Here is a 25623-nt window from a genome sequence, read left to right on the forward strand (position 1 = left end):
ACGTGACAGAGGGCTCGGCGGACGGCCCGGTCAGCGCCGGGAGTTGCCGAACAGCAGGCGGTAGCCGACCAGCAGCACGAGGGCGCCGACGACGGCGGACCCCCATGTCGCGGCGTCGAAGAACTCCCGCTGCACCGGTCGGTCGAGGAACTCGGCCGACAGCCAGCCGCCGAGGAAGGCACCGGCGATGCCGATCACCGTCGTGCCGACGCAACCGCCGGGATCCCGTCCGGGCAGGATCGCCTTGGCGATCGCTCCGGCGAGCAGTCCCAGCACCAGCCAGGCGATGACACCCATCGTTCTGCGCTCCTTCCCACTGCTGTCCGGACAGCTTAGCTTCTACAAATATGTAGAAGTCTGGGTGGTGGCGGTGGCGGGCCGTCGGCACGGGGAGACTGCGGCCCATGAACACACCAGCACCTCACCCCGGAGCGCGGCGCTCCACCGGTTCCGCCGTCCGGATCGGCGCCCTCGTACCGCTGACCCGGCCCGGCTGGACCGAGGCGGGCCGGCACCTGCTGGCCGGACTCGAACTCGCCGTCACCGAGACCAACGGAACCGGCGGGATCGGCGGGCGGCCGCTCGAACTGGTGGTCCGGGACACCGCCGCCGATCCGCGGCGGGCGACCGCGGCCGTGGACGAGCTGGCCGGCCTCGGCGTGGCCGCCCTGGCCGGGGAGTACCACAGCGTCGTCGCCCGTGCCGCCGCCACCAGGGCCGACGCGACAGGCCTGCCGTTCCTCTGCTCGTCGGCCGTGCTCGACGCGCTCACCGACCGGCCGGCCGAATCGGTCGCGCGGCTCCCCCCGCCGCAGTCGCACGGCTGGCGGACCTACGCGGACTTCGTCCTCGGCGCGGGCCACACCCGTATCGCCGTGGCGGCCGAACCGAGCGCGTACTGGGAGTCGGGGACCCGCATCCTCCGCGAACACCTCGCGCCGCACGGCACCACCGTCACCCGGCTCGACGCCCGCGCGCTCACGCCCGCCGCCGTGTGCGACGAACTGGCCGCCGACGGCGCCACCGCCCTGCTCCTGCTGACCGGCTTCCCGGACCCGGCCGTGCCGCTCGTCAGGTCGGTCCGCCGCGACCGGCGCCTCGCCGGGCTCCTGATCGGCGCCCCGGCCGGGCAACCGGAGTTCACCGAGTGGGCGGCGCTGCTGGGCGACGACGGTGCCGGCGTCCCCTTCCTGCGGTACCTGCCCGAGCGGTTCGGGCCGCTGGGAGCACGCGTCGGGGCGGCCCTGCGGGAGCGGCTGGCCGAGCCGCCCTCCTTCGTCGCCTTCGAGGGCTACGACACCGTCACGGTCCTCGCCGCCATGCTGCGCGCCCACGGCCCGGACCGGGCGCGCCTCGCCGCGTCCTGGCCGCACACCGCGGTCGACGGCACCCGCGGCCGGATCCGGTTCAGCCGCACGCCCGGCACCGGTGTGTGGCAGTGGACCCGGCCCCCGGTCCAGGTCGTCGACCGGGACCCGGCGGCACCCGGCCGCTTCCGGGTGCTGCACGCGGCCGGCTGACCGGCCCCCCGTCCGCGAGGCCCTCCGGGCCGCGACGCCCATGGCGGCCGGTTTCGGCCGGCCGCCCGCGCAGCGGCTCACCGGTCGCCAGGATCTCGTCGATCAGCGCTCTGAGCGCACCGCCTTAGCAACGGGGAGCGCGTGACCTTCTGTTCGGCGTCGAAGACCCCGCTCACCACGCCTCCGTGTCGTCCGCCGTCCCCCGCGCGCGCCGGGAGGGGCGGCCCTCGCCCCCTCCCGCCCCGCCGGGCGCCGACCGGGCCCGCGCCCGCGCCGCCAGCAGCGGGAGGACGAGGACCGAGATCATCGCGGCGCCGACCAGGGCCGCCGCCCGGCCCGTGCCCAGCAGCTCCTGGTCCACGCCGATGGTCGTGATCGCCACGACGAGGGGAAGGCACGTCGAGGCGAACAGCGCCAGCGCCGTCCGGTCGGCGCGGTGCAGGTCCTTCGGGGCGAGGACGTACACGGGCCCGCCGCGCACCAGGACGAACAGCACCAGGAAGGCCGGCACCAGCAGCAGGGCGACCGGGTCGTGCAGCAGGGCGTCGAGGTCGAACTCGATCCCGGTGACCACGTAGAACAGCGGCACCAGGAACCCGAACCCCATCGCCTCCACCTTGCCGAGGACCTCCTCGCCGGCCTCCGGCACGGCCCGCCGCAGCACGAGCCGGGTCAGCACCCCGGCGGCGAAGGCGCCCAGCAGCACGTCCAGGCCGAACACCTCGGCGAGGCCCAGCATGCAGGCCAGCAGCAGCATGACGAACCGGACCGCGAACTGCCCGCTGCTGTGCAGGGTCCGCTCGGTCAGCTCGCCGAACCACCGGGGGCGCGGACGCAGTGCCCAGAACACGGCACCGGCGGTGACCACCCCGAACGCGAGGAGCAGGGCCGCCGACTCGGCCGGCCGGCGCCCGCTGAGCAGCAGCGCCATCGCCACGACGGGGCCGAACTCACCGACCGCGCCGAACGCCGACACCACCGTCCCGAAGCGGCCCCGCAGCTCCCCGCGGTCCCGCAGCATCGGCAGTACGGTCCCCAGCGCCGTGCTGGTCAGGGCGGTACCGACGACGAACGCCTCGAACACCTCGCCGCCGCTGAACAGGAAGCCCGCCCCGATACCGAGCACGAGCGAGACCGGCCACGCCCACAGCGCCCGGAGCAGGGTGTCGCCCCGGACCGCGGCGAACTCGATCTCGTAACCGGCCAGGAAGATCAGCATCGACAGCCCGAGGTCGGCGAGCGTGTCGACGACCTGGTCGGGACGCGCCCAGCCCAGCACCTGCGGGCCGATGACGATGCCGAGGGCGATCTCGAAGATGACCAGCGGGACCCGGACCCGGCGCCCCGTGAGGTGCACGAGCAGGGGAGCCAGTACGGCGGCCGCCATGATCAGGATCAGGGTGCCGGGGTGGGTCATCGGCGTCCTTCTGGCAGGCGGCGAGCGCGGGCCGTCGTCGTACCCGGCCGCTGCCACTCTCACCCGCCGGCCCGCGCCGGACCACCCGGGGTACGCCGGCGGTGCGAAGACCCTGTCTGCCCGGCGTTCCAGAAGGTACTTTGGAGGGGAAGGCCCCAAAAGGAGGGCGATTCGATGCCGTGGTTCGTGTGGCTGCTCGCCGCCGCGGCACTGGGTGCCGCGGAGTTCTTCACCCTGACGCTGGTCCTCGGTCTGCTGGCCGGTGCCGCACTGGTCGCCGCCGTGGTCGCCGGGGTGGGGATCGGCCTGCTCGGGCAGCTGGTGGCGCTCGCCGTGGCGGCGGCGGCAGGGCTGATCCTCGTCCGGCCCGTCGCGCTGCGGCACATGGCCCAGCAACCCCTCAGCCGCGAGGGCAGCGACGCGCTGATAGGCAAGCGGGCAGAGGTCGTGCAGGAGGTCACCGGGACCCACGGCCTGATCAAGCTCTCCGGCGAGGAATGGTCCGCCCGTGCCCTCGACGAGACCCTGGTGATCCCGGTGGGCGCGCTGGTGGACGTCATGGAGATCGAAGGCGCCACGGCCGTGGTCTACCCCCGTGAACTCCTGCCGTGAAGCCATGACCGTGGACGGCTGAACGCCGACACACAGCAAGCAATGGAGGCACTGTGGACCCAGTCGTCATCCCCATCCTCGTGGCGGCCCTCGTCGTCGTCTTCCTCGTGGCCTCCACGGTGCGGATCGTCCCGCAGGCGCGCCGCTACAACGTCGAGCGGTTCGGCCGCTACAGGCGGACGCTGCAGCCCGGCCTGAACCTGGTCGTGCCGGTGGCGGACCGCATCAACACCAAGCTCGACGTGCGCGAGCAGGTCTATTCGTCCGACCCCCGGCCGGTGATCACCGAGGACAACCTCGTGGTGAACATCGACACGGTGCTCTACTACCAGATCACCGACCCGCGCGCGGCGGCCTACGAGGTCGCCGACTACCTCCAGGCGATCGACCAGCTCACCGTCACGACACTGCGCAACGTCATCGGCAGCATGGACCTGGAGGAGACCCTGACCTCCCGCGAGGAGATCAACTCCCGGCTGCGCGCCGTCCTCGACGACGCCACCGGCAAGTGGGGCATCCGCGTCAACCGCGTCGAGATCAAGGCCATCGACCCGCCGCACACCATCAAGGAGGCGATGGAGAAGCAGATGCGGGCCGAACGCGACAAGCGCGCGGCCATCCTGCACGCCGAAGGCGAGCGGCAGGCCAAGATCCTCACCGCCGAGGGCACGAGGCAGAAGGACATCCTGGAGGCACAGGGCACGCAGCAGGCCATGATCCTGCGGGCGGACGGCGAGGCGAAGGCGGTGGAGCTGGTCTTCCAGGCCGTCCACCGCAACAACGCCGACCCGAAGGTGCTGGCCTACAAGTACCTGGAGACGCTCCCGCACCTGGCGAGCAGCGACAACAACACGTTCTGGGTGATCCCGGGCGAGCTGACCGAGGCGGTCCGGACCGTCACCCACGCCTTCGGCGACCAGTCGGCGGCGGGCCCCGCGAAGCCGGTGCCGGCCGAGGAGGAGGCCACCGCCGACGCCACCGACAGCGCCGGCACGGCGGCCGGAACGGGGACCCCCGAGCTCGGCGCGGCGGGCCGGTCGGTCTCCCTCGACGCCGCCACGGCCGCCGACGAGGCCGGGAAGCAGGCCGCCGCCGCGGTCAACGACGCCAGGGCGGAAGCGGAGGCGGCACAGTCGCCCCAGGCCCACCGGGGGCGGGCGTCCGGCGACTGAGCCGGCAGGGCCGCGTTCGGCGGCCCTGCCGGGCTAGCGGGCCGAGCCGCGACACCCCCGCGACCCGCGTCAGGCGGCGTCGGCCGCCGACGCCAGTACCCGGCGGAACCCAGTCTGCGGGCCCCAGTCCGTCGAGACTCGGTCCGTCGAGACTCAGTCCGAGACGACGTCGACCACGACCGAGCCGTAGGCGTACGCGTGCCGCGTGTCGCCGTAGTACTGGACGGTGTACTGGACCTGGCCCTTGGCCCTCGGCACGTCGGTGTAGCTGAACGTGCCGTCCGCGGCGACGTTCGCCGAGCCGATGAGCGTGCCCTCACCCGCCATGGGGTCGTCGATCCGCCAGATGTCGACGGTGTTGCCGGCGCCGAAGCCCACGGGAGCCTCCAGCTTTCCGGTCAGGGTGAGGTCCTGGTTGCGCGGCGACGAGGCCGGTGCCCGCACCGTGACGGTGGTGGCGACCTGCGGGTGGTCCAGGACGTGCAGCGACAGGGAGGAGGTACCGCTGGTCTCGGTGACCGCGAAGATCCGACTGCCGTCCGGCGCCCAGGCCAGACCGCCGGGCACGAGGGTGGTGTCGGCGTAGTCGGAGGGTTCCGGGAAGTCCCAGGCCGTGTAGGCCGTGGGGTTGCCCTGCGCGAACAGCCGCACGTCGGGCCCGGACGGCCCGTAGACGCCCGCCGCCGTGGTGCCGGAGGGGTCGACGGCCACCGCGGTCGGGGACCAACCGGTGGTGTAGGTACCGCTGTCCGCCAGGTCCGCCGTGCGCAGCACCTGGTGGTAGTGGGCCGCGGCGCACGCGATGACGACCTGTCGGCCGTCCGGGGTCAGGGCGGCGTCCTGGAGGCTCGCGCATCCGTCCGGCCCCGGATCGACGCGCGTCGCCCGGTTGTCGGCCCGGCCGTCGCCCACGTCGTACACCGCCACGGCGGCCGTGTTGCCGTCGGACTCGGCTGCCACCAGGGTGTTCGGCGCCTGCGGCGTGGCGGCCAGGCGGGGGGAGCCGCGGAAGGTGTCGAGGCCCTGGTCCCTCGTGACGACCGGCTGCGCGCCGCTCAGGTCCAGGGAGCCGAGGGCGCCCCTCCAGGTGTCGAGGCTGTAGCCGAACCAGATCCTGTCCCCGGCCAGCGCGAGCGAGGTCGGACCGGCGTAGGCGCCGGCACCGGTCCCGGTGTCGTACCGGGCGGTTTCCTGCAGGGTGACGGTGTCGATCGCGGCGATGGCGCCGGCGTCGCGGAGCGCCACGTACAGCGTCCTGGAGTCGCCGGACAGCGCGAATCCCCAGGCTCCGTCCGCACCGCCGATCTGCTTCACCACGCGGCCCGCGTAGTCCGTCACCAGCACGCTGTCACCGAACGGGTCGCTGAGGAAGACCTGTTGGTGAGCGGCGTCGACGGCGATGTCCCGGTACGAGCTGATCGGCAGGGGGTTGCTGGTGTCCGCGGCGGCCGTGCTCGTTCCGAGGCCGAGGAGGGAGAGGCTGAGAGCAGCAAAGAGCGCCGCTCCTCGTACGAACTGTCTTATGCGCACGTAGTCGTTCGCTTCCTTCGTCAAGGACGTCGTCCGGCGGTGAGCTCCGCCGGAGGCGCGGCGGGCACAACGGTCAGGCGTTGTGCCCGCCACTGCCACCGTCGTGATCAACAGGCGGCACTTACCCAGCGCAGACGCCCGCCCGGACGTCACCTGACGGCACCCGGGCGTGCGCCGGGTGCGCCCCGCCACGATCAGTGCGTACACCTCGTGGAGGGGCGGTGCGGCTGCTTCGGAGAGAGCGAAGGGCGCGATCAGTCCCCGCCGCCTCGTGGTCGACGCGCCTTCCCGGCCGGTCCTACGGGCGGATCAGCGCAGTCCGGCGAAGAGATCGTTCTCGGGCAGGGCCGCGCCGGTGGCGTCCTGGACACGTACGAAGGTCTCCATGCCCATCAACTCGCCGAACCTCTCCTTCCCCATCTTGAGGAAGAAGATGTTCTCGCCCTGACTGGCGTGCGCGGCCAACGCGTCGAACTTCTGACCGCTGAACGCGGTGGTGTCCACCCACGTGGTGATCTCGTCGTCAGGCAGGCCGATCTCGGCCATCGCGGCGGCCTCGGCGGGGTCCGGCTCCGGCATGTCCGGATGAAACTCGCGCATGATCTCGCCGAACCGCTGCATCCCCGAGCGGGGCATCGTGGTCCAGTACACCTTCGGAGTCAGCGCGGTCATCTCCAGCGCCGCCATCGTGATGCGGTGGGCCTGGATGTGGTCGGGGTGGCCGTAGAAGCCGTTCTCGTCGTAGGTGACGACCACATCAGGCCGGTAGTGCCGCATGAGTTCCGCGAGTCGGGCCGCGCCTTCCTCGACGGGGGTCTGCCAGAAGGATCCGGGTGCGTCGTTGCTCGGCCAGCCCGCCATCCCGGAATCGGGATAGTCCAGCATCTCCAGGTCGCTGACCTTCAGGACGCCACAGCTCGCTTCGAGTTCCTGCCGCCGCGACAGGGCCACCGCCGCCGGATCGTGCCCGGGCTCGCCCGGTTTGACACCCCCCGGTCCGTCACCGCAACCGCCGTCGGTACACGTCACGAGAACCGTGCGGATGCCTTCCGCCGCGTACCGCGCGAGGACACCTCCGGTTCCGGTGGCCTCGTCGTCGGGGTGGGCGTGTACCGCCATGAGCGTCAAGGGCCGGTCGGTCATGAAACAGTCCTCCTGCAGAGATACGTCCTGGTCCAAGTGGAGCGGTGGGCGCACCGCGATTCCGCGGCCCGGATCCCCGAGGCTGGACGGCTGTGGTCTCCACGTCCCCCCACGGGCGGCGCCGGCGCCTCGGTCGATGCAACAGCACCGGCCGGGCGGGCTGTTCCCGGCACGGCCGCTCGGCTCACACGTCGGCGTCCCAACGCCCACGAGGCACGGCCGCGGCCTGGTTGTCCGCTCTGAAAGGCACGCGGTGGGCACGGCACGGTATTGCGCCCCCGGGCTCTGCTCGCCCGAGGCGGCCTCGGTTGCCTTCGCAGCTCCGCAGGAGCCTGCCGGGTGCACCACCGCAGGCTGAGCAGCCCTTCTGGCTGCCCTGCGGGCGGTTCAGATCTGGCCGAGGTCGATCTCCGCTGCGAAGGGGGCGGTGATCTTCAGGGTGCCGGCGAACACGTCCCCTTCGCGGTACGTCCTCGTCGCGGGGTCGAGCAGGTACGTATACACCAGCGGCGTGCCCGTCGCGGCCTGCTCGATCCGCCAGTAGAAGCCGATGCCCGCCTTGGCGTACTGGTCGACCTTCACGATCCGGTCGGTGGTCTCCGAGCCCGGCGACACCACCTCGGCCACCAGCAGTACGTGCTCGGGCCGGGTGGGCGTGATGTCGATCGTGTCGGCGCGGTAGACGATGACGTCGGGGCGGCGGTTGGTCAGCGGGACGTCCTGTAGCCGGACGTCGAAGTCCGTGTCGGCGTTCCAGTCGGGGCCTGCGGCGGCGTCGAGGGCGTTCGCCAGTAGTCGGGCCAGCCGGTTGTGCCGCTTGGAGGCGCTAGGGCTCACGACGACCATTCCGTCCACGATCTCGATGCCGGCGCACTGCTCCTCGGACCACGACTCGTACTCCTCCGCCGTGATCTGCTCGTGCATCCACGCCGGGGCCACCATCTCGGCAGTCATGACACGCCTCCCGGACACTGTGCGGCGGGCCCGATCCCGCTGCACTCAGCGTACTGACTACCACGTGCCGGGGCGGCACGGAGACCTTGGTCGCCTTGATGCTGTGGGGGGGGCCACGGCACTGCGCACATCGCGCAGGTCCAGGTCGATGACCTGGGCCTTCTTCGTGGAGCGGGTGACGAGAATCGAACGCGCGCTCTCAGCGGGGGGAGCGACGGCGCTCGGGGCGGCCTACCAGTGCTGGCCTGCGCAGGCTTGTCGCGCGGCGATGGGCGTGTGCGCTGGGCGGTACCTCTGCCGTGTTCGATGCGTCGGCAGAGGGATTCGCGATCGCCCGGTGCGCGGCCGGTGCTGTCGGTCGGCGATCAGCGCTCGCCGGGGGCCCCGGGCGGGGGTCCGTCCGTGTGCTGTTGGTGGACATCGGGGATGCCGTCGGCGTCCTCGTCGCGGTTCTCCGCCTCCCAGAGCCTGCGGTAGACGCGGTCACGACGTTTGACCAGCAGCGACGCCACGCCCGCAGCGAGCACCGAGGCCAGCAGGACCGCGGCCTTGATCTGCCCGGCGGCTGCCGGGTCGGGGAAGGACACCTCGGTGATCAGGAGGGCGACCGTGAAGCCGATACCGGACAGCACCGCGAGGGCGAAGACGTCGGCCCAGGTCAGGTGAGGGTTGAGCCGGGCACGCGTGAACCGGGCGGCGAGGTAGGTTCCGATGAAGATCCCCACCGACTTGCCGACGACCAGCCCCAGCACCACGCCCAGTGGCTCCGGGCGGGTGAACGCCCCGCCCAGCACAGGGAGCGAGATGCTCACCCCGGCGGCGAACAGGGCGAACAGCGGCACGGCGAAGCCGGCGGACACCGGTCGCAAGAGGTACTCGGTGCGTTCCCCGGGCGAGGAGTCCTCCCCCGCTTCCCGGTCCCGGACGCAGCGCAGGACCAGGCCCATGGCTACCCCGGACACCGTGGCATGCACCCCGCCGTTGTAGGTCAGCGCCCAGATGGCCACGCCCAGCGGCACGTACCACCACCAGCCGCGCACCCGGAACCGCTGCAACAGGTAGAACACCACCAGCCCGGCGAAGGCCCCTGCGAGCGCGGCCGGTTGCAGACCACTGGAGAAGAACACCGCCACGACGAGGATCGCGCCCAGGTCGTCGACGACCGCGAGGGTCAGCAGGAAGGCCCGCAGAGCGGTGGGCAGGTGGGTACTGAGCACGGCGAGCACCGCCAGGGCGAAGGCGATGTCGGTGGCCATCGGCACCGCCCAGCCGCCCGCCCGCCCGCCGCCGGCCGTGACCGCGGCCAGGTAGATCGCCGCGGGTACCACCATGCCGCAGACCGCGGCGACGACCGGCAGGACCGCCATGGCCGGGGTACTCAGCCCGCCGGCCACGAGTTCGCGCTTGAGCTCGATCCCGGCGACCAGGAAGAAGAGGGTGAGCAGCCCGTCGGCGGTCCAGTGCTGCACCGAAAGATCCAGCCCCAGCGCGGGTACGCCGAAGTGGATGTCACGCAGCGACTCGTAGCTTCCGCTCCACGGAGTGTTCGCCCACACCAGCGCCACCACCGCGGCGCCCAGAAGCACCAGGCCGCCGACCGTCTCCGTCCGCAGCGCCCGGGCCACCTGCACCCGTTCGGACCAGGGCGGCAGCCCGAGGAAGACCGACCGCGTACGCGGGGCAGCGCACAAGGAGGAACCTCCGGGTATCACCACGTGACCATGAAGGAATGCCGCTTTTACCCACTTATACCGTCCCGTACCTCGGCGCGCCGTGGGGCCTGCGACCGTCGTCGGCCGGGGAGTACCGTGAAGCGAGGAGATTCTTCGTTTGTGCCGTCCCCGGTAGGCAGGCGAGTGCGATGTCCGACGCCGATTCCCCGCGGGTGACCAGGCTCCTGCCCGATGCCGTCCACCAGGCCGTTCCACGACCGGGAACCGCTGTGGTGCGGCTCGAGACGACCCATGACCGGCAGGGCGTGCTGGACGGGGCGTGGTGGCCCCGGTCCCGCGACCTCGCCGGTGAACTCCCCGGCCTCGTCTCCGCGCTGACCGAGTACCTCGGGCCCATCACTCGTGTGGGCCTGGACAGCGACGCCTGGGAGGAACTGCCGACGCGGATGACGGTCGACGGCCGTGTCGTCCACATCGACTCCTTCCCGGTCGGCGACGACACCGTCCTGATCACCCGGGGCGGCAACGACCTCTTCTCGCTCCTCGTGGTTCCACCGCACACCGTGCCCGACGCGGCGCGCGCCGCCATGGCCGCGGCCGTTCGCCCCGGCAGTCAGACGCGGGCGGAACAGATCCTCATCGACACCGGCGCGGAACGTGCCGGCCCGGGGCACTCGGCCTGATCACTGCCTCCGCCGCCGGACTGAGCCCACTGGGCGGGGTGCGGGCACCTCGCGCTGCTCCACGTCCACGCTGCTGTACGCCGCCGCGGCCATGAGCCGGGTGGCTGACGACGAGCTGGTCAGGGGCGGCACCACGAGGAGATCCCAATGGCCCGCGGTATAGGACTGCAGCAGGATCCGGTGCGGGTCGAGGGCCTCGGTGAAACGGTCGACCGTCACCTCGTGCTCGTTGACGACGACCACACCGCGCGGCGGGAGCCGCCAGTGGCGGGGATTGACGGCGACGTGGGTGAGCCGCCCCCACAACGGATCGATCACGTCGGCCAGCTCGCCGAGTTCGCGCCCCAGGTCGCGGGTCCGTGGCCACCAGGCGCCGTCGGGCCGGCCGAAACGGCTGGCGGATCCCAGGACGAGGCGCGCGGCACGTGGCCGGAAGGGTGCCGTGTGCGGGCGGAGCCGGGTGGTCTTCAAGGTCATGATGACAAGCCTGACTGTGGGCCTCCGCCGATCTGCGGACGGAGCGCCCTGTGGTGTCGCACCGAAGACGGGACCGGCGGCTGCGCAGGCCCGCGAAAGCCCTCGATACCCTCAGGCTACTCCTCGTTGCTCCCTGGCAAGAGGCACCGCCTCAGCGGCTGGCATCCAGCCACGACCGGGCCGGTTCCCCCACACGGGTCGTGTCCACCATGAGTTCGAGTCGGTGCCGCCTTCGCCGCCCGCGGGGAAGCTGCGCTGCTCCGTCGAGGCGAAGCTGTGGCGGAGGACCTCCGCCACCCGCCGGGCGACCTCGGGTGACGCTGCGAAGAGTAGGCTGGAGGAACCGGGGACACTCCGCGCACGGACATTCGCGCCTGTGCCGTCCCTCGGTGATCCAATACGCCGGGCCGGGCTCCGGCCCGCCCGGGGCAGGGTTCGCGACATGACTGCGACCGTCTTCCACCCGATGACATCCGAGGACCGGCGTCCCACGCCCCCCGTACGTCTCTCGCTCGCCCCCGCCGGTTCGGCACCGCTCCTGCTCGACGGAGCCTGGTGGCCGCGCTCGCGCGATCTCGCCGCCGAACTGCCCGCTCTGGCGTCCGTTCTGGATCCGCTGTGGGGACGGATCACCCGGGTCACGGTGAATCCCGCCCAGTGGCCGGCCGTCCCGCGCAAGGTGCCTGTCGCCGGTCATGTGGTGAAGACGGGCTGGTTCCGCTTCGAGCAGGACGAGCACGAGCTGCTGCTGCTCTCCTACCACGTGGGTCGCTGGAACCTGCTGGTCGTTCCCCCGCAGACGCCTCCGGCCGCGGCCGCCTGGCTGATGGCCGCCGCGAGCGATCCGCGCCGGGCGGCGACCGCGAGCAGCCTGTTGGCGGATGCCGCGCGTCTGACGGTGACCGCCGAGGCCGACCGCACCGGGGAAGCGGTGTGGGAGTCCGAAGGAGGACACGGAGCCGGTGCTTCCGTCACTTCTCGGTGGCATCGAGTGGCCATCGCCGCGCCGAAGGACCAGCCGGAGAGGGTGTGAGGGCGGTGGACATAGTCGTGACGGTGATCGTGCTGCTGGCCGTGGTCGCGGCAGGCGCGTTCCTCATCCGCCGGCTGAACGCTCAGCACGGGGACAGGAGCGCCGCCTTCCACTACGGCCGCGGCGGTGTGGTCGCACCGGACCGGAAGACCACCGACGGGCCGACCGCACGCCGCCGGGCCGCCGGGGCGGACGAAGCCGGCGAGCGCCGGGACCACCGTGACGGCGGACGCGGACGGCTGCGCACTCCACGCCGCCCCCACAAGAAGTCCGCCGGCAAGAAGCCCGCCTAGGCCCGGACGCGGGCCCGCCGGAGCGGTGCGCCGGCGTCGTGGAGGCTGGAGAGCGCCAGCCGGTACGAGGCGACCAGCCCGGTCTCCGCGTAGTCCACGTCCAGTTCCCGGCAGTACCGCCGGACGATGGCGCGGGCCTTGCGCAGGTTGGGGCTGGGCATGCTCGGGAACAAGTGGTGCTCGATCTGGTGGTTCAGGCCGCCTAGCGCCAGGTCGGTGAACCAGCCGCCGTTGACGTTGCGCGAGGTGAGCACCTGGCGGCGGAGGAAGTCGGGGCGGTCGTCGGCCGAGAGGATCGGCATGCCCTTGTGGTTGGGGGCGAAGGCGGAACCGAGGTAGACGCCGAACAGGCACTGGTGGACGGCGAGGAAGGCGATCGCCATGCCGGGCGGCAGGACCCAGAACAGGGCGGTCAGGTAGACGGCGCAGTGCGCGAACAGCAGGGAGCCGTCGAGCTTCCGGTGCCTCAGCCGGCGATTGGCCACCGCCCTGCCGCTCGACACGTGCAGGTTGAAGCCCTCGAGCGTGAGCAGCGGAAAGAACAGGAACGCCTGCCAGCGGCCGAGCAGACGGGGCAGTCCGGTGGCGGCGCGAGCTTGGTCCGGGGACCAGACGAGCAGGTCGGGACCGATGTCGGGGTCGAGGTCCTCGGTGTTCGGATTGGCGTGGTGACGGGTGTGCTTGTCCTGCCACCAGCCGTAACTCATGCCGATCGACGCGCCGGCGATCCGCCCGGACAGCTCACTGGCCCGGCGGCGGCGGAAGGCCTGCCGGTGGGCCATGTCATGTGCGACCAGGGCGACTTGCCCGTACATGACGGCCATGAAGGCGGCGATCGCCAGTGTCCACCACGAGGGGCCGACGAGGACGAAGGCGGCCCATCCGGTGGCGTAGAGCCCGGTCACCGCGGTGATCCGTAACGTGTAGTAGCCGGGGCGGCGCCCCAGCAGTCCGGCATCCGCGATCCTCTTCGACAGCCGGGCGAAGTCGCTGCCCGGAGTGCCGGAACGCGCGGCGGAGGTGGTGGCCGTGGTCATGAGGTCGAAACTCCCTGAAAAGCGGTCGGATGACACGGAGCGTCAGTGCGAGACGGGCGCAGGGACCGGGCACGTGCATGGAGGTGCCTGCGGCGCGTCCAGCGTGGTGGCCATGAGGAGAGCGGCGGCTTCCTCCGTGGCGTCCGGCGGGACCACCAGCAGGTCCCAACGGCCGAGCCCGCCGGAGAGCAGGACGACCCGGTCCTGGGCGTGAGACGAGGCGGGGGTCTTGTGCAGGCGTACGACCTGGTTGGCGACGAACATGCGCCCCGGTGCCGCCGACCAGGCCGCGGCGTCCACGGTGACGCCGGCGATGTCGCCCCACGCGCTCGGCAGCGCGGCGAGCATCTTCGGAAGCTGCGTCAGAAGGTCGAGGGAGTGCGGCCACCATGCTCCGTCGAACCGGCGCGGCGTCGCGCCGCGTGGCGCGAGACGCAGGCGGACGAGAGGAAGGGGCAAGGTGGAGGATACGGGTGGAGCTGTGCTGATCACGTGAGTTCTCTCTGACGAGATGGGTTGGCGGACAGCGCCGGACGTGGCCAGCGGGGGCTGGGTTCTGGACGTCGTGCCTGAGCGCTCTTGCCGGAGGAAAGCGCCGACGACCACCGCGAGTTCGGGGAAAGGGAGTCGGCGGGCGGACGCGGAGTGAAGGGGAGTCCCTCCCGCTCGACGAACGCCGGTGGATACCAGGGTGGAGCCGGTCCGCCACCGGCGCGCCTGATGCCCTCGGTCTCCTCAGCCTACTCCTCAGTCCGTAAAGGCGGCGTGACGGACCGTCATCGGTGCCGTAGAAGCGGTGGGAGGCCGCCACCGCCGTCTCACGGCGGCGGCACGCGCAGGGCGAGCAGGGCCACGTCGTCGGTGCTGCCGGGCGGCAGGTGGGCGAGTATGTCTCCGCACAACGTGTCCAGCGGTTCGTGGGCGAGCGCGAGGGCGTGCCGACGCAGCCGCTCCAGGCCCGTGTCGAGGTCGCTGCCCGGCGTCTCGACGAGCCCGTCGGTGTACAGCAGCAGGGTGGAGCCTGGCTCCAGGGGATGTGTGGCGTCGGGCCGGCCCGCGCCGGTGACCGGGCCGGTGCCGAGGAGCAGTCCTTGGCCGGCTTCCAGGTAGCACGCGGTGCCGTCCGGCGAGAGGAGCAGTGGAGGCGGGTGTCCCGCACTGGTCCAGCGGAGTCTCCACGGCCCCGTGCCGGGGTCGCCCTCGACGCGGGCGAGGATCAGGGTGGCCAGCGGGACGGTGGTGATGACCGGCATGGCGGCGTCGAGGCGGTCGACGACGGCACCGGGCGGTCCGGTGTGGTCCCAGGCCAGTGAACGCAGGATGCCGTGCAGTTGGGCCATGCCGGCCGCCGCGGTCAGGTCGTGGCCCACGACGTCACCGATGACCAGGGCGAGCGCGCCGTCCTTCAGCGTGAAGGCGTCGTACCAGTCTCCGCCGACCTGCGAGCCCGCCGGTGCGGGCTGGTAGCGGGCGGCCAGCCGGAGGCGTCCGGGCCGGGGCAGCGGGGCGAGCAGGTTGCGCTGCATGGCCTCGGCGATGGCGCGCTGACGCCCGTAGCGGCGGGTGTTGTCGATGACCACGCCGACCCGGCGGCCGACGTCACCCACCGCCTTCAGGTCGCCTTCGTCGAAGGGATGTGCCGGGTCGGTGCGCACCACCGTCAGCGCCCCGGTGATCCGGCCCTCGGTGCCCAGCGGCACCGTGACGGCGGAGCTCGCGCCCACCGCTGCCAGGAAGCCCCTGTGGAGGGCGGCCAGAGGAGAGTGTGCGGCGGCCGGGGTGACGGCTCCCACCCGCTCCTGGAGTACGGATTCACCACCGGTCAGCGCCCGGCCCAGCGGGGAGTGCTCCACCTCACCGGCCTCCTCGGCAACGGGTGCGCGCCGGCCCTGGAATCCGGCGTCCCGTCCTCCGGGGCCGGTCACCGCCACCCGGTGGACCTCGCCGGAACCGGTCCGGAGGTCCACCGCCGCCCAGTCGGCGAGGCGGGGCACCAGCAGGCGCACCAGGCGGGCCAGTGCCTCGTCGGTCTCCAGGGTCTGCCCCAGGACGTCCGTGATCTCGGCGACCAGGGACAGTCGCTCGTTGAGGTCCTCCAGCGCGCGCGTGCGTGCCGTTCGCTCCCGGTGGACGCGGCGGTCCCCGGTGGCATCCGTGAACAGCAGCGCCATGCCCCGGACGGAGCCGTCCTCCGTCAAGGGGGACGCGGACCAGGAGACCGCCAGCAGGCGACCGTCGCCCCGCAGATATGTGCCCCCCTCCCCGCGCGCCCCCTTCCCCTCGGCCAGCGCGTGGAGGAGTGGGCACCGGTCGCGCGGCACCTTGTTGCCGTCCGCGTCCCGGTGCAGCAGATCGTGCGCGTCGGCGCCCCGCATCGCCGCGGTGGTGCGACCCAGCAGCCGCTCGGCCGCCGGGTTCGCGGCGACCGCCCGTCCGGCTGTGTCCAGCACCAGCAGCGCCGTGCCCAGCCGCTCGACGACCTGCCGCCAGAAATCCGGCTCGCCCGCCGGCCACCGCCCCACGTCATCACCCAGCGCATCCTGCACGGACCCTCCAGAGGCTGCCTTCCCGTCGATGGTGCTCCGCTGCGGTACTGCTCGCAGGGTGGACGAGGCACTCGGCGCACACCGCGGGCACGGCCCGTAGCACCGACCGAGCCCGACGAGCTCAGGCGGTCGTGTCGGACCGGGCAACAAGAAACCCCCGGGCCGATGCCTGGGGGTTCACATGGAGCGGGTGACGAGAATCGAACTCGCGCTCTCAGCTTGGGAAGCTGATGTTCTACCATTAAACTACACCCGCGTAAGACGCCGACCGAGGTCGGTGCCTGGACGCTCCGTCACTCTACCTCATCGCTGGCCCCCGGTGCTCGTGCCGTGGGGCCAGTGGTCGTTCCGGTGCGGTGATGCGGCTGCGGGGGTGCGGAGTTGGGGCGTACCGTTGGGGCCCCGCAGAGGGTGTGCGTGGGGCCCGGAGTGCCGCCTGGAGAGTCGTCTCTTTGATCCCGTACTGTGGCTTTTGTCGTCAGGGTAGTAGCAAGCCAGACGCGGCTCTTGGGGAAGGGACTTGAAGGACTTGATGGATCGCACCGTCCTCCGCTGTGCCGATGGGCACGTGTTCACCGCCGCCTCGTTCCCGATGCAGCAGGCCGAGCGGCTCGGCCCCGGCCGGCTCGTCCGATGTCCGCGCTGTGCGCGGCTGCGGAGTGCCGTGCCCGTGGGTTCGCAGAAGCGGTAGCAGCGGTAGCAGCGGTAGCCGCAGCAGTAACAAGCAGTAGTAGCGGTAGCACAGACGCAGAGTGGGTTCGGGCGCGCGGCGCGGCGGCGGTTGTCGCTGCTCCGCGCGCCTTGCGTATCCTCGGTGCGTGCTTCTCTCAGACAAGGACATCCGGGCCGAGATCGACGCCGGGCGGGTCCGCATCGAACCCTTCGACGACTCCATGGTGCAGCCGTCGAGTATCGACGTGCGCCTCGACCGCTACTTCCGGGTGTTCGAGAATCACCGGTACCCGCACATCGACCCCTCCGTCGAGCAGGTGGATCTGACCCGGCTCGTGGAGCCGGAGGGGGACGAGCCGTTCATCCTGCACCCCGGCGAGTTCGTGCTGGCCAGTACGTACGAGGTCGTCACGTTGCCCGACGACCTCGCCTCGCGGCTGGAGGGGAAGAGCTCGCTCGGGCGGCTCGGGCTCGTCACGCACTCCACCGCCGGGTTCATCGACCCGGGTTTCTCCGGACACGTGACGCTCGAACTCAGCAACCTCGCGACACTGCCCATCAAGCTGTGGCCGGGGATGAAGATCGGGCAGCTGTGCATGTTCCGGCTCACCTCGCCCGCCGAGCACCCCTACGGGAGCGAGCGGTACGGGTCCCGTTACCAGGGACAGCGGGGGCCGACCGCCTCCCGGTCCTTCCTCAACTTCCATCGGACCCAGGTATGAGCAGGACGCGCGCATGAGTGATGTTCGGGAGAATCTGACCTACGAGCAGTTCGGGGTCGCCGTGCGCGAGCTCGCGCAGGCCGTCGCCGACGACGGGTACGAGCCGGACATAGTGCTGTCCATCGCGCGCGGCGGGGTCTTCGTGGCGGGCGGGCTGGCGTACGCGCTGGACTGCAAGAACATCCACCTCGTGAACGTGGAGTTCTACACCGGCGTCGGCACCACGCTCGAGATGCCGGTCATGCTCGCGCCCGTGCCCAACGTCATCGACTTCTCCGAGAAGAAGGTCCTCATCACCGACGACGTCGCCGACACCGGCAAGACGCTCAAGCTGGTGCGGGACTTCTGCCTCGACACGGTCGCCGAGGTCCGCAGCGCCGTGATCTATGAGAAGTCCCACTCGCTCGTCCAGTGCGAGTACGTGTGGAAGCGGACCGATCAGTGGATCAACTTCCCGTGGTCCGTGCAGGAGCCCGTCGTGCGGCGGGCCGGGCAGGTGCTCGACGCCTGAGCGTCTAGAAGGACACATGGTGTGTGAAGGGCCCCCGGCGCGACGCCGGGGGCCCTTCACACACCATGTGTCCCCGTCAGAACGTACCGAGCTTCACGATCGACAGCAGCGCGATCAGCTGGATCGCGGACGCGCCGAGCGCCTTCGGCCAGGGCAGGTCGTGGGAGCGGCTGACCATGAGGGTCAGCAGGGCGCCCCCAGCGATCCAGGTGGCCCAGCCGAGGATCTGGACGAAGGGCGCGTCACCGCCGGCGAACATCGCGACGACCAGGCGCGGGGCGTCGGTGAGCGACATGATCAGCATCGAGAGGCCGACCGTCGGCTGCCACGCGCCGTCGCCGCCGAGCTGGCGGGCCAGGGTGTGGGTGACCACGCCCAGCACGAAGGCGCTCAGCACCATCGCGACGGCCGTCGTCAGCACGATCGGGATCGCGTTCGAGAGGGTGGCGTTGATCGCCTCCTCGCGGGCGTTGTCGAAGCCGAAGACGGCCAGCAGCCCGTAGAGGAACGTCACGATGAGCGCGGGCGCCCACATCGCGTAGTCCCGCATCTGGAGGTAGGTCTGGTTGGGGGCGAGGATCACGCCCTTCAGCAGGGCCTTCCAGTGCAGGCGCGGGCCGACCGGGCCGGGCGGCGGGGCGGAGCCGGCGCGGTAGGTCTCGCCCTGGTTGTACGGGTCGTCGCCGACCGTGAACGCCTGGGTGTGGCCCGGGTTGTTGGCCGCGTAGGGGTCGTGCGGGGCAGGGCCGCCGTGCGGGCCGCCCTGGCCGTAGCCGCCGTCGCCGAAGTACTCCGGTTCGCCATGACCGCCGCCATGACCGCCGCCGTGGCCGCCTCCGTGCCCGCCGTGGTGCGGCTGTGGCCACGGTGAGCCGCCGGGGCCGGGGGCGCCACCTCCGTACGGCTGCTGCGGGTACGGCGGCTGAGGCGTCGCGGGACCGCCGTACGACGGTCCCTGGGGCGCCTGCTGTCCGTACGGTGGGTTTTGCGGTCGCGCGTGCGGAGCGCCGTTGTCCCGGCCGCGTCCGATCCTGAATCCAGCCACGCCTTCGAACGTACCTGGTCCCGCAGAGTGACGTGCGGGGCCCGGCCGTTCGGGGGGTCCTTTGCGGCCGACCTGTGACATCCCCTACGGGAGGTCCCGGAGGTCCCGGAGGTTCCTGAGGGCTCCCTCATACGGCGGCACCCCCAGGTCCGGGCGGGACCTGGGGGTGCCGGGTGTCGGTGGCGGACCGAGGGGCGCGGTTACTTCACCGGCTCCGGAGTCGGCTCGTTCTCGGTCTCCTCCTCGCCGGCCGGGTCGGCCCGGGTCTTCACGGAGTCCAGCAGGAGCTGGGCGACGTCGACGACCTGGATGGATTCCTTGGCCTTGCCGTCGTTCTTCTTGCCGTTGACCGAGTCGGTGAGCATGACGAGGCAGAAGGGGCAGGCCGTCGAGACGATGTCGGGGTTGACCGACAGGGCCTCGTCCACGCGCTCGTTGTTGATGCGCTTGCCGATCCGCTCCTCCATCCACATCCGCGCGCCGCCGGCGCCGCAGCAGAAGCCGCGCTCCTTGTGGCGGTGCATCTCCTCGTTGCGGACGCCGGGGACGGAGGCGATGATCTCGCGCGGGGGCGTGTAGATCTTGTTGTGGCGGCCCAGGTAGCACGGGTCGTGGTACGTGATGATGCCCTCGACCGGGGTGACCGGGGTGAGCCTGCCCTCGTCCACCAGGTGCTGGAGCAGCTGGGTGTGGTGGATGACCTCGTAGTCGCCGCCGAGCTGTGGGTACTCGTTGCCGAGGGTGTTGAGGCAGTGCGGGCAGGTGGCGACGATCTTCTTCGCCGACCTGGGCTTCGCCGACTCGGGCAGGACCTTGCCGTCGTCGTCCATCTCCTCGCCGAAGGCGGCGTTGAGGGACATGACGTTCTCCATGCCGAGCTCCTGGAACAGGGGCTCGTTGCCGAGGCGGCGGGCGGAGTCACCGGTGCACTTCTCGTCGCCGCCCATGATGGCGAACTTGACGCCCGCCATGTGCAGGAGCTCCGCGAAGGCCTTGGTGGTCTTCTTGGCGCGGTCCTCCAGGGCGCCGGCGCAGCCGACCCAGTACAGGTACTCGACCTCGGTGAGGTCCTCGATGTCCTTGCCGACGACCGGGACCTCGAAGTCGACCTCCTTGAGCCACTCCAGGCGCTGCTTCTTCGCCAGGCCCCAGGGGTTGCCCTTCTTCTCCAGGTTCTTGAGCATCGTGCCCGCCTCGGACGGGAACGCCGACTCGATCATGACCTGGTAGCGGCGCATGTCGACGATGTGGTCGACGTGCTCGATGTCGACGGGGCACTGCTCGACGCAGGCGCCGCAGGTGGTGCAGGACCACAGGACGTCCGGGTCGATGACGCCGTTCTCCTCGGCGGTGCCGATCAGCGGGCGCTCGGCCTCCGCGAGGGCGGCCGCGGGGACGTTCTTCAGCTGCTCCTCGGACGCCTTCTCCTCGCCCTCCATGGTCTTGCCGCCGCCGGCCAGCAGGTAGGGGGCCTTGGCGTGCGCGTGGTCGCGCAGGGACATGATCAGGAGCTTGGGGGAGAGCGGCTTGCCGGTGTTCCACGCGGGGCACTGCGACTGGCAGCGGCCGCACTCGGTGCAGGTGGAGAAGTCGAGCAGGCCCTTCCAGGAGAAGTGCTCGACCTGCGAGACGCCGAAGACGTCGTCCTCGCCGGGGTCGGTGAAGTCGATCGGCTTGCCGCCCGACGTCATCGGCAGCAGCGCGCCGAGGGAGACGTCGCCGTCGGCGTTGCGCTTGAACCAGATGTTCGGGAAGGCCAGGAAGCGGTGCCAGGCCACGCCCATGTCGGTCTTCAGGGCGACCGTGATCATCCAGATGAAGGAGGTCGCGATCTTCAGGCCGGCGAAGAAGTAGACCAGGTTCTGGAGGGTCGACAGGTCCAGGTCCTGGAGGGCGGAGACGACCGGGTACGAGATGAAGAACGAAGCCTCGTAGCCGTCCACGTGGTGCAGCGCGCCTTCGAGGGCGTGCAGCATGAAGATGCAGACGCCGACGATGAGGATGACGGCCTCGACGAAGTACGCCTGGCCGAAGTTGGAGCCCCCGAAGCGGGACTTGCGGCCCGGCTTGCGCGGGTGGCTGAGCTGCCGGATGACGATCAGCGCGAGGATGCCGAGCACCGTCATCGTGCCGATGAACTCGACGAAGACGTTGTACGGCGCCCAGTCGCCGATGACCGGCAGGATCCAGTCGGCCTGGAAGAGCTGGCCGACGGCGTTGACGATCGTCAGCAGCAGGGAGAAGAAGCCCACCGCCACGAACCAGTGCGCCACCCCGACGACGCCCCAGCGGTTCATCCGGGTGTGGCCGAGGAACTCCCGGACCACGGTGAGGGTGCGCTGCACGGGTTCGTCGGTCCGCGTTCCGGCCGGTACGGGCTGGCCCAGCCGCATGGAGTTGTAGATCTGCAGGACGGCGCGGCCGAACAGTGCCACGCCGACCACGATCAGGACCAGCGACACAATGATCGCGGCGAGTTGCATTTGGGGGCTCCTCGGGCCTGCGAGGTTGCGAAGGGGCGGTATTGCGCTCAGTACCGCTCGGTATCGGTATTACTAAGCGGTAACTTAATCAGTCTGTCTGAGACTACCCCCATCCTCCGCCGCACTGTAGTCGGACGTGCGGTGATCTGCGTCGCTGAGGCAACCCTGACCGGCCCGGTCGCGTCCGGGGCGACGGGCTCGCCGTCCGTGCGGGTCGGGCCGGTCGTCCGCGCCGGCCGTCCGGGCGCCACGCCGGTCCCGGGTGCCATTCATAGCAATTCGTGATATTCGGCATAGTTTATTCCCCGTGCTCTACGGGATCGCCGCCGCCACCGCCTCCTTCCTCCTCGCCGCCCTGCTCGCGGGGCTGCTGAGGGCGCCCGCCCTGCGCCTCGCCCTCGTCGACCGGCGCCGCCGACGGCCCGTCCCCCTGCTCGGCGGGGCGGCCGTCGTCCTCGTGACCGGGCTGGTCGCGTGGACGGGGGAGTGGACCGGCGTCGTGCCGCTCGGCCCGGCGGTCGGCCGGCTGCTGACGGCGGCCGTCGCCGTCGGCGCGCTCGGCCTCGCCGCCGACGTGTGGCGGCTGCGGCGGCGGTGGGTGGTCGCCGGCAGCGCCGTGGCGGCGGCGTGCGTGGTGCCGTACGCCGTGACCGGGCCGGTGGCCGGAGGGCTCGCCGTGGCCTGGATCGCGCTGGTCGCCGCCGCCTTCCAGGGGCTCGACCACGCCGACGGGGTGGTCGGCACGGTGGGGGTCGTGACGGCCTTCGGGGTCGCCGCCTGTGCCGCCGCCGAGGTGATGGACGCGCTCGCGGTGCTGCTGAGCGTGCTGGCCGCCGCGCTGACCGGGTTCCTGCTGCACAACTGGCACCCCGCGCGGGTGGCGCTCGGGGCGTGCGGTTCGCTCTTCGCGGGCTTCCTGCTGGCGGGGGCGGCCGTCTTCACCCGTGCGGGGCACGAGCCCGGTACGGGCGCGGGGGTGCTGTTCGCGCTGACCGCGGTGGCGGGCGCCGACGCCGTCCTCGTGCTCCTCTCCCGCCGGCTGGCCGGGCGGCCCCTGCTGCGGGGCGGGCCCGACCATCTCGCCCACCGGCTGCGCCGGCTCGGGCTGACCCCGCAGGGCGCGGTGGCCGTACTCGGCGTGGCCTCGTTCTCGGGGGTACTCGTGGGCGTGCTCGTGCACACCGGATGGGCCGGCCGGGTGGCGGTGCTGTGGGTGGCGGGCGGTGCGGTCGTCGCGGTGGCGGCGCTGTCGCGCGTACGGGTGTACGGGCCGGTGCGCCGGGCGCGTGCCGTTTCCCGGGGCCCGGCAGGGGCAACCGCGGTGCCGTGCGTCGCGTCCCCTCAGAGAGCCCCGCAGCGGTCGATTTTTCCGGTTCGTCAGACCCGAGGTGCCGAAAAACCGCAGGTCAGTGCGCCATTGCGTGTAAGCAATGGATAAGAGTTGAGTCCAGCTGACTCACCTCTGTTGACCCAGCCAGCGGGGTCGTGCACACTTGAGCCTGTTCCACTCAAGTCAGCTGGAGGTTATTCACCATGGCACGTGCGGTCGGCATCGACCTGGGCACGACTAACTCCGTCGTCAGCGTTCTGGAGGGCGGCGAGCCCACCGTCATCACCAACGCCGAGGGCGCCAGGACCACGCCGTCCGTCGTCGCCTTCGCCAAGAACGGCGAGGTGCTGGTCGGCGAGGTGGCCAAGCGCCAGGCGGTCACGAACGTCGACAGGACCATCCGGTCGGTCAAGCGCCACATGGGCACCGACTGGAAGATCAACCTGGACGGCAAGGACTTCAACCCGCAGCAGATCAGCGCCTTCGTGCTGCAGAAGCTGAAGCGGGACGCCGAGTCCTACCTGGGCGAGAAGGTGACCGACGCGGTCATCACCGTCCCGGCGTACTTCAACGACGCCGAGCGCCAGGCCACCAAGGAGGCCGGCGAGATCGCGGGCCTGAACGTCCTGCGCATCGTCAACGAGCCGACCGCCGCCGCGCTGGCGTACGGCCTCGACAAGGACGAGCAGATCATCCTCGTCTTCGACCTCGGTGGCGGTACCTTCGACGTCTCGCTGCTGGAGATCGGCGACGGCGTCGTCGAGGTGAAGGCCACCAACGGTGACAACCACCTCGGTGGCGACGACTGGGACCAGCGCGTCGTCGACTACCTGGTCAAGCAGTTCCAGTCCGGCCACGGCGTGGACCTCTCCAAGGACAAGATGGCGCTCCAGCGCCTGCGCGAGGCCGCCGAGAAGGCGAAGATCGAGCTGTCCTCGTCCACCGAGACCTCGATCAACCTGCCCTACATCACGGCCTCCGCCGAGGGCCCGCTGCACCTGGACGAGAAGCTCACCCGCGCCCAGTTCCAGCAGCTGACCGCCGACCTGCTGGAGCGCTGCAAGACGCCGTTCCACAACGTCATCAAGGACGCCGGCATCCAGCTGTCCGAGATCGACCACGTCGTCCTCGTCGGCGGCTCCACCCGCATGCCCGCCGTCGCGGAGCTCGTCAAGGAGCTGACCGGCGGCAAGGACGCCAACAAGGGCGTCAACCCGGACGAGGTCGTCGCCATCGGCGCCGCCCTGCAGGCCGGTGTCCTCAAGGGCGAGGTCAAGGACGTCCTGCTCCTCGACGTCACCCCGCTGTCCCTCGGCATCGAGACCAAGGGCGGCATCATGACCAAGCTGATCGAGCGGAACACGACGATCCCGACGAAGCGTTCGGAGATCTTCACCACCGCCGAGGACAACCAGCCCTCCGTGCAGATCCAGGTCTACCAGGGCGAGCGCGAGATCGCGGCGTACAACAAGAAGCTCGGCATGTTCGAGCTGACCGGTCTGCCGCCGGCGCCGCGCGGCGTCCCGCAGATCGAGGTCGCCTTCGACATCGACGCCAACGGCATCATGCACGTCACGGCGAAGGACCTGGGCACCGGCAAGGAGCAGAAGATGACCGTCACCGGCGGCTCCTCGCTGCCGAAGGACGAGGTCGACCGGATGCGCCAGGAGGCCGAGAAGTACGCGGAGGAGGACCACGCCCGCCGCGAGGCCGCCGAGTCCCGCAACCAGGGCGAGCAGCTCGTCTACCAGACGGAGAAGTTCCTCAAGGACAACGAGGAAAAGGTCCCCGGTGAGGTGAAGACCGAGGTCGAGTCCGCCGTCGCCGAGCTGAAGGAGAAGCTCAAGGGCGAGGACACGGCCGAGATCCGCACCGCCACCGAGAAGGTCGCCGCCGTCTCGCAGAAGCTGGGCCAGGCGATGTACGCCGACGCCCAGGGCGCGCAGGCCGCCGGCGGCGAGGCCCCCGGCGCGGGCGCCCAGGCCGGTGACAAGGGTGCCGACGACGACGTCGTCGACGCCGAGATCGTGGACGACGAGCGCAAGGACGGTGCCGCGTGACGGAGGAGACCCCGGGTTTCGACGAGAAGCCCGACGTCCCCTCCGGCGCCGCCCCTGAAGACGCCGAGCCGCAGGCCGCCTCCGAAGAGGGGGCGGCCCCGGCCGGGGACGCGAGCGAGAACGCGGGCCTGGTGGCCCAGCTGGACCAGACGCGCACGGCGCTCAACGAGCGCACGGCCGACCTCCAGCGCCTCCAGGCCGAGTACCAGAACTACCGCCGCCGGGTGGAGCGGGACCGCGTCGCGGTCAAGGAGATCGCCGTGGCGAACCTCCTGTCCGAGCTGCTTCCCGTGCTCGACGACATCGGCCGCGCCCGGGAGCACGGCGAGGTCGTCGGCGGCTTCAAGTCGGTCGCGGAGTCGCTGGAGTCGGTCATCGCCAAGATGGGCCTCCAGCAGTTCGGCAAGGAGGGCGAGCCCTTCGACCCGACGATCCACGAGGCCCTGATGCACTCCTACGCACCGGACGTCACGGAGACGACCTGCGTGGCGATCCTGCAGCCCGGGTACCGGATCGGCGAGCGCACCATCCGCCCCGCACGGGTGGCGGTGGCGGAGCCGCAGCCCGGCGCCCAGACGGTCAAGCCGGCCGAGGAGGGCACCGAGGCCAAGGACGGCTCCGGCTCCGCGGAGAACACCGGTGACCCCGGGGCCAAGGAGAGCGGTGGCCCGGACGAGGGCTGAGCTCGAAGTGACGGATAAGGCCCGAGA

Annotated in this window: 23 protein-coding genes and 1 tRNA gene; 11 read left to right on the forward strand and 13 right to left on the reverse strand. The window is 71.3% G+C overall.

The genetic code is table 11. The features are described 5' to 3' along the window. Positions 1-30: 30 nt before the first annotated feature. On the reverse strand, positions 31-297 hold the full coding sequence (locus ACFW47_RS10450) for a GlsB/YeaQ/YmgE family stress response membrane protein (RefSeq protein ID WP_386279880.1): 267 nt from the start codon (positions 295-297) through the stop codon (positions 31-33). A 107-nt stretch (positions 298-404) separates the two neighbouring features. Here ACFW47_RS10450 and ACFW47_RS10455 point away from each other — a divergent pair, with 107 nt between their 5' ends. Beyond that, entirely contained in the window at positions 405-1520 is a 1116-nt protein-coding gene (locus tag ACFW47_RS10455) for an ABC transporter substrate-binding protein (protein ID WP_386279878.1), read from the forward strand. A 172-nt stretch (positions 1521-1692) separates the two neighbouring features. Here the strand turns inward: ACFW47_RS10455 and ACFW47_RS10460 are convergent, their stop codons facing one another. Beyond that, positions 1693-2937, reverse strand: coding sequence for a cation:proton antiporter (locus tag ACFW47_RS10460; protein ID WP_386305494.1), 1245 nt, complete (start codon positions 2935-2937; stop codon positions 1693-1695). Between the two features lie 174 nt (positions 2938-3111). On the opposite strand from ACFW47_RS10460, the gene ACFW47_RS10465 reads away from it, so the two are divergent. Continuing rightward, positions 3112-3549, forward strand: a complete 438-nt coding sequence (locus ACFW47_RS10465) for an NfeD family protein (RefSeq protein WP_386279874.1) — start codon at positions 3112-3114, stop codon at positions 3547-3549. 53 nt (positions 3550-3602) lie between these two features. Further along, positions 3603-4721, forward strand: coding sequence for an SPFH domain-containing protein (locus ACFW47_RS10470; protein ID WP_386279872.1), 1119 nt, complete (start codon positions 3603-3605; stop codon positions 4719-4721). Between the two features lie 153 nt (positions 4722-4874). Here ACFW47_RS10470 and ACFW47_RS10475 read toward each other — a convergent pair whose 3' ends face one another. The 4 genes from ACFW47_RS10475 to nhaA all read right to left on the reverse strand — a co-directional run bounded on the left by ACFW47_RS10475 (position 4875) and on the right by nhaA (position 10039). Beyond that, positions 4875-6275 (reverse strand): YncE family protein, encoded by a 1401-nt coding sequence (locus tag ACFW47_RS10475; RefSeq protein WP_386279870.1) that lies wholly within the window; start codon positions 6273-6275, stop codon positions 4875-4877. Positions 6276-6560: 285 nt separating this feature from the next. Next, positions 6561-7394: a PIG-L family deacetylase gene (locus ACFW47_RS10480; RefSeq protein ID WP_386279868.1), complete on the reverse strand. Its 834-nt coding sequence runs from the start codon at positions 7392-7394 to the stop codon at positions 6561-6563. A gap of 387 nt (positions 7395-7781) precedes the next feature. Continuing rightward, entirely contained in the window at positions 7782-8348 is a 567-nt protein-coding gene (locus ACFW47_RS10485; protein ID WP_386279865.1) for a Uma2 family endonuclease, read from the reverse strand. Between the two features lie 365 nt (positions 8349-8713). Beyond that, positions 8714-10039, reverse strand: a complete 1326-nt coding sequence (nhaA, locus tag ACFW47_RS10490; protein WP_386279862.1) for a Na+/H+ antiporter NhaA — start codon at positions 10037-10039, stop codon at positions 8714-8716. A gap of 170 nt (positions 10040-10209) precedes the next feature. On the opposite strand from nhaA, the gene ACFW47_RS10495 reads away from it, so the two are divergent. Beyond that, positions 10210-10704: a DUF5994 family protein gene (locus ACFW47_RS10495; protein ID WP_386279859.1), complete on the forward strand. Its 495-nt coding sequence runs from the start codon at positions 10210-10212 to the stop codon at positions 10702-10704. Here ACFW47_RS10495 and ACFW47_RS10500 read toward each other — a convergent pair whose 3' ends face one another. Then, positions 10705-11181 (reverse strand): DUF5994 family protein, encoded by a 477-nt coding sequence (locus ACFW47_RS10500; RefSeq protein WP_386279856.1) that lies wholly within the window; start codon positions 11179-11181, stop codon positions 10705-10707. It abuts the gene before it with no gap. Positions 11182-11623: 442 nt separating this feature from the next. Between ACFW47_RS10500 and ACFW47_RS10505 the strand changes: the two genes are divergently transcribed. Next, positions 11624-12214 carry a DUF5994 family protein gene (locus ACFW47_RS10505; protein ID WP_386279854.1) on the forward strand — a complete coding sequence of 197 codons (591 nt, stop codon included), beginning with the start codon at positions 11624-11626 and terminating at the stop codon, positions 12212-12214. A 5-nt stretch (positions 12215-12219) separates the two neighbouring features. Next, positions 12220-12507, forward strand: coding sequence for a hypothetical protein (locus tag ACFW47_RS10510; protein ID WP_386279853.1), 288 nt, complete (start codon positions 12220-12222; stop codon positions 12505-12507). On the opposite strand, the gene ACFW47_RS10515 is transcribed toward ACFW47_RS10510, so the two are convergent. The 4 genes from ACFW47_RS10515 to ACFW47_RS10530 form a co-directional block, all read right to left on the reverse strand. Beyond that, entirely contained in the window at positions 12504-13544 is a 1041-nt protein-coding gene (locus ACFW47_RS10515; protein WP_386279851.1) for a fatty acid desaturase family protein, read from the reverse strand. The genes ACFW47_RS10510 and ACFW47_RS10515 overlap by 4 nt on opposite strands. Before the next feature lie 42 nt (positions 13545-13586). Continuing rightward, entirely contained in the window at positions 13587-14150 is a 564-nt protein-coding gene (locus ACFW47_RS10520; protein ID WP_386305495.1) for a DUF5994 family protein, read from the reverse strand. Between the two features lie 212 nt (positions 14151-14362). After that, positions 14363-16090: a SpoIIE family protein phosphatase gene (locus ACFW47_RS10525; RefSeq protein ID WP_386305497.1), complete on the reverse strand. Its 1728-nt coding sequence runs from the start codon at positions 16088-16090 to the stop codon at positions 14363-14365. A gap of 182 nt (positions 16091-16272) precedes the next feature. Further along, positions 16273-16346, reverse strand: a tRNA-Gly gene (locus tag ACFW47_RS10530). A gap of 562 nt (positions 16347-16908) precedes the next feature. Between ACFW47_RS10530 and dcd the strand changes: the two genes are divergently transcribed. Further along, on the forward strand, positions 16909-17484 hold the full coding sequence (gene dcd, locus ACFW47_RS10535) for a dCTP deaminase (protein ID WP_382718911.1): 576 nt from the start codon (positions 16909-16911) through the stop codon (positions 17482-17484). A gap of 13 nt (positions 17485-17497) precedes the next feature. After that, positions 17498-17995: a phosphoribosyltransferase gene (locus tag ACFW47_RS10540; RefSeq protein WP_043371585.1), complete on the forward strand. Its 498-nt coding sequence runs from the start codon at positions 17498-17500 to the stop codon at positions 17993-17995. Positions 17996-18071: 76 nt separating this feature from the next. On the opposite strand, the gene ACFW47_RS10545 is transcribed toward ACFW47_RS10540, so the two are convergent. Both ACFW47_RS10545 and ACFW47_RS10550 read right to left on the reverse strand, forming a co-directional pair. Then, a complete protein-coding gene (locus tag ACFW47_RS10545; protein WP_386305498.1) occupies positions 18072-19121 on the reverse strand; it encodes a Yip1 family protein in 1050 nt (349 codons plus the stop codon). A 119-nt stretch (positions 19122-19240) separates the two neighbouring features. Beyond that, a complete protein-coding gene (locus tag ACFW47_RS10550) occupies positions 19241-21523 on the reverse strand; it encodes a (Fe-S)-binding protein (protein WP_386305499.1) in 2283 nt (760 codons plus the stop codon). Positions 21524-21830: 307 nt separating this feature from the next. On the opposite strand from ACFW47_RS10550, the gene ACFW47_RS10555 reads away from it, so the two are divergent. The 3 genes from ACFW47_RS10555 (at position 21831) to grpE (ending at position 25596) form a co-directional block, all read left to right on the forward strand. Beyond that, entirely contained in the window at positions 21831-22961 is a 1131-nt protein-coding gene (locus tag ACFW47_RS10555) for an MraY family glycosyltransferase (protein ID WP_386279825.1), read from the forward strand. A 95-nt stretch (positions 22962-23056) separates the two neighbouring features. Continuing rightward, on the forward strand, positions 23057-24913 hold the full coding sequence (gene dnaK / locus ACFW47_RS10560; RefSeq protein WP_386279823.1) for a molecular chaperone DnaK: 1857 nt from the start codon (positions 23057-23059) through the stop codon (positions 24911-24913). Further along, positions 24910-25596 carry a nucleotide exchange factor GrpE gene (gene grpE, locus ACFW47_RS10565; protein ID WP_386279821.1) on the forward strand — a complete coding sequence of 229 codons (687 nt, stop codon included), beginning with the start codon at positions 24910-24912 and terminating at the stop codon, positions 25594-25596. The genes dnaK and grpE overlap by 4 nt, the downstream gene beginning before the upstream one ends. Positions 25597-25623: the final 27 nt, after the last annotated feature.

This window comes from Streptomyces sp. NPDC058796 (genome assembly GCF_042745235.1).
In the GTDB taxonomy this organism is placed as follows: Bacteria; Actinomycetota; Actinomycetes; order Streptomycetales; family Streptomycetaceae; genus Streptomyces.

Coding starts and splice junctions, on each gene's coding strand:
- ACFW47_RS10455 (WP_386279878.1), top strand. CDS start 405: ATGAACACACCAGCACCTCACCCCGGAGCGCGGCGCTCCACCGGTTCC.
- ACFW47_RS10515 (WP_386279851.1), bottom strand. CDS start 13,544: ATGACCACGGCCACCACCTCCGCCGCGCGTTCCGGCACTCCGGGCAGC.
- ACFW47_RS10450 (WP_386279880.1), bottom strand. CDS start 297: ATGGGTGTCATCGCCTGGCTGGTGCTGGGACTGCTCGCCGGAGCGATC.
- ACFW47_RS10500 (WP_386279856.1), bottom strand. CDS start 11,181: ATGACCTTGAAGACCACCCGGCTCCGCCCGCACACGGCACCCTTCCGG.
- ACFW47_RS10465 (WP_386279874.1), top strand. CDS start 3,112: ATGCCGTGGTTCGTGTGGCTGCTCGCCGCCGCGGCACTGGGTGCCGCG.
- dnaK (WP_386279823.1), top strand. CDS start 23,057: ATGGCACGTGCGGTCGGCATCGACCTGGGCACGACTAACTCCGTCGTC.
- ACFW47_RS10495 (WP_386279859.1), top strand. CDS start 10,210: ATGTCCGACGCCGATTCCCCGCGGGTGACCAGGCTCCTGCCCGATGCC.
- ACFW47_RS10505 (WP_386279854.1), top strand. CDS start 11,624: ATGACTGCGACCGTCTTCCACCCGATGACATCCGAGGACCGGCGTCCC.
- ACFW47_RS10480 (WP_386279868.1), bottom strand. CDS start 7,394: ATGACCGACCGGCCCTTGACGCTCATGGCGGTACACGCCCACCCCGAC.
- ACFW47_RS10485 (WP_386279865.1), bottom strand. CDS start 8,348: ATGACTGCCGAGATGGTGGCCCCGGCGTGGATGCACGAGCAGATCACG.
- ACFW47_RS10550 (WP_386305499.1), bottom strand. CDS start 21,523: ATGCAACTCGCCGCGATCATTGTGTCGCTGGTCCTGATCGTGGTCGGC.
- ACFW47_RS10545 (WP_386305498.1), bottom strand. CDS start 19,121: ATGTCACAGGTCGGCCGCAAAGGACCCCCCGAACGGCCGGGCCCCGCA.
- ACFW47_RS10540 (WP_043371585.1), top strand. CDS start 17,498: ATGAGTGATGTTCGGGAGAATCTGACCTACGAGCAGTTCGGGGTCGCC.
- ACFW47_RS10460 (WP_386305494.1), bottom strand. CDS start 2,937: ATGACCCACCCCGGCACCCTGATCCTGATCATGGCGGCCGCCGTACTG.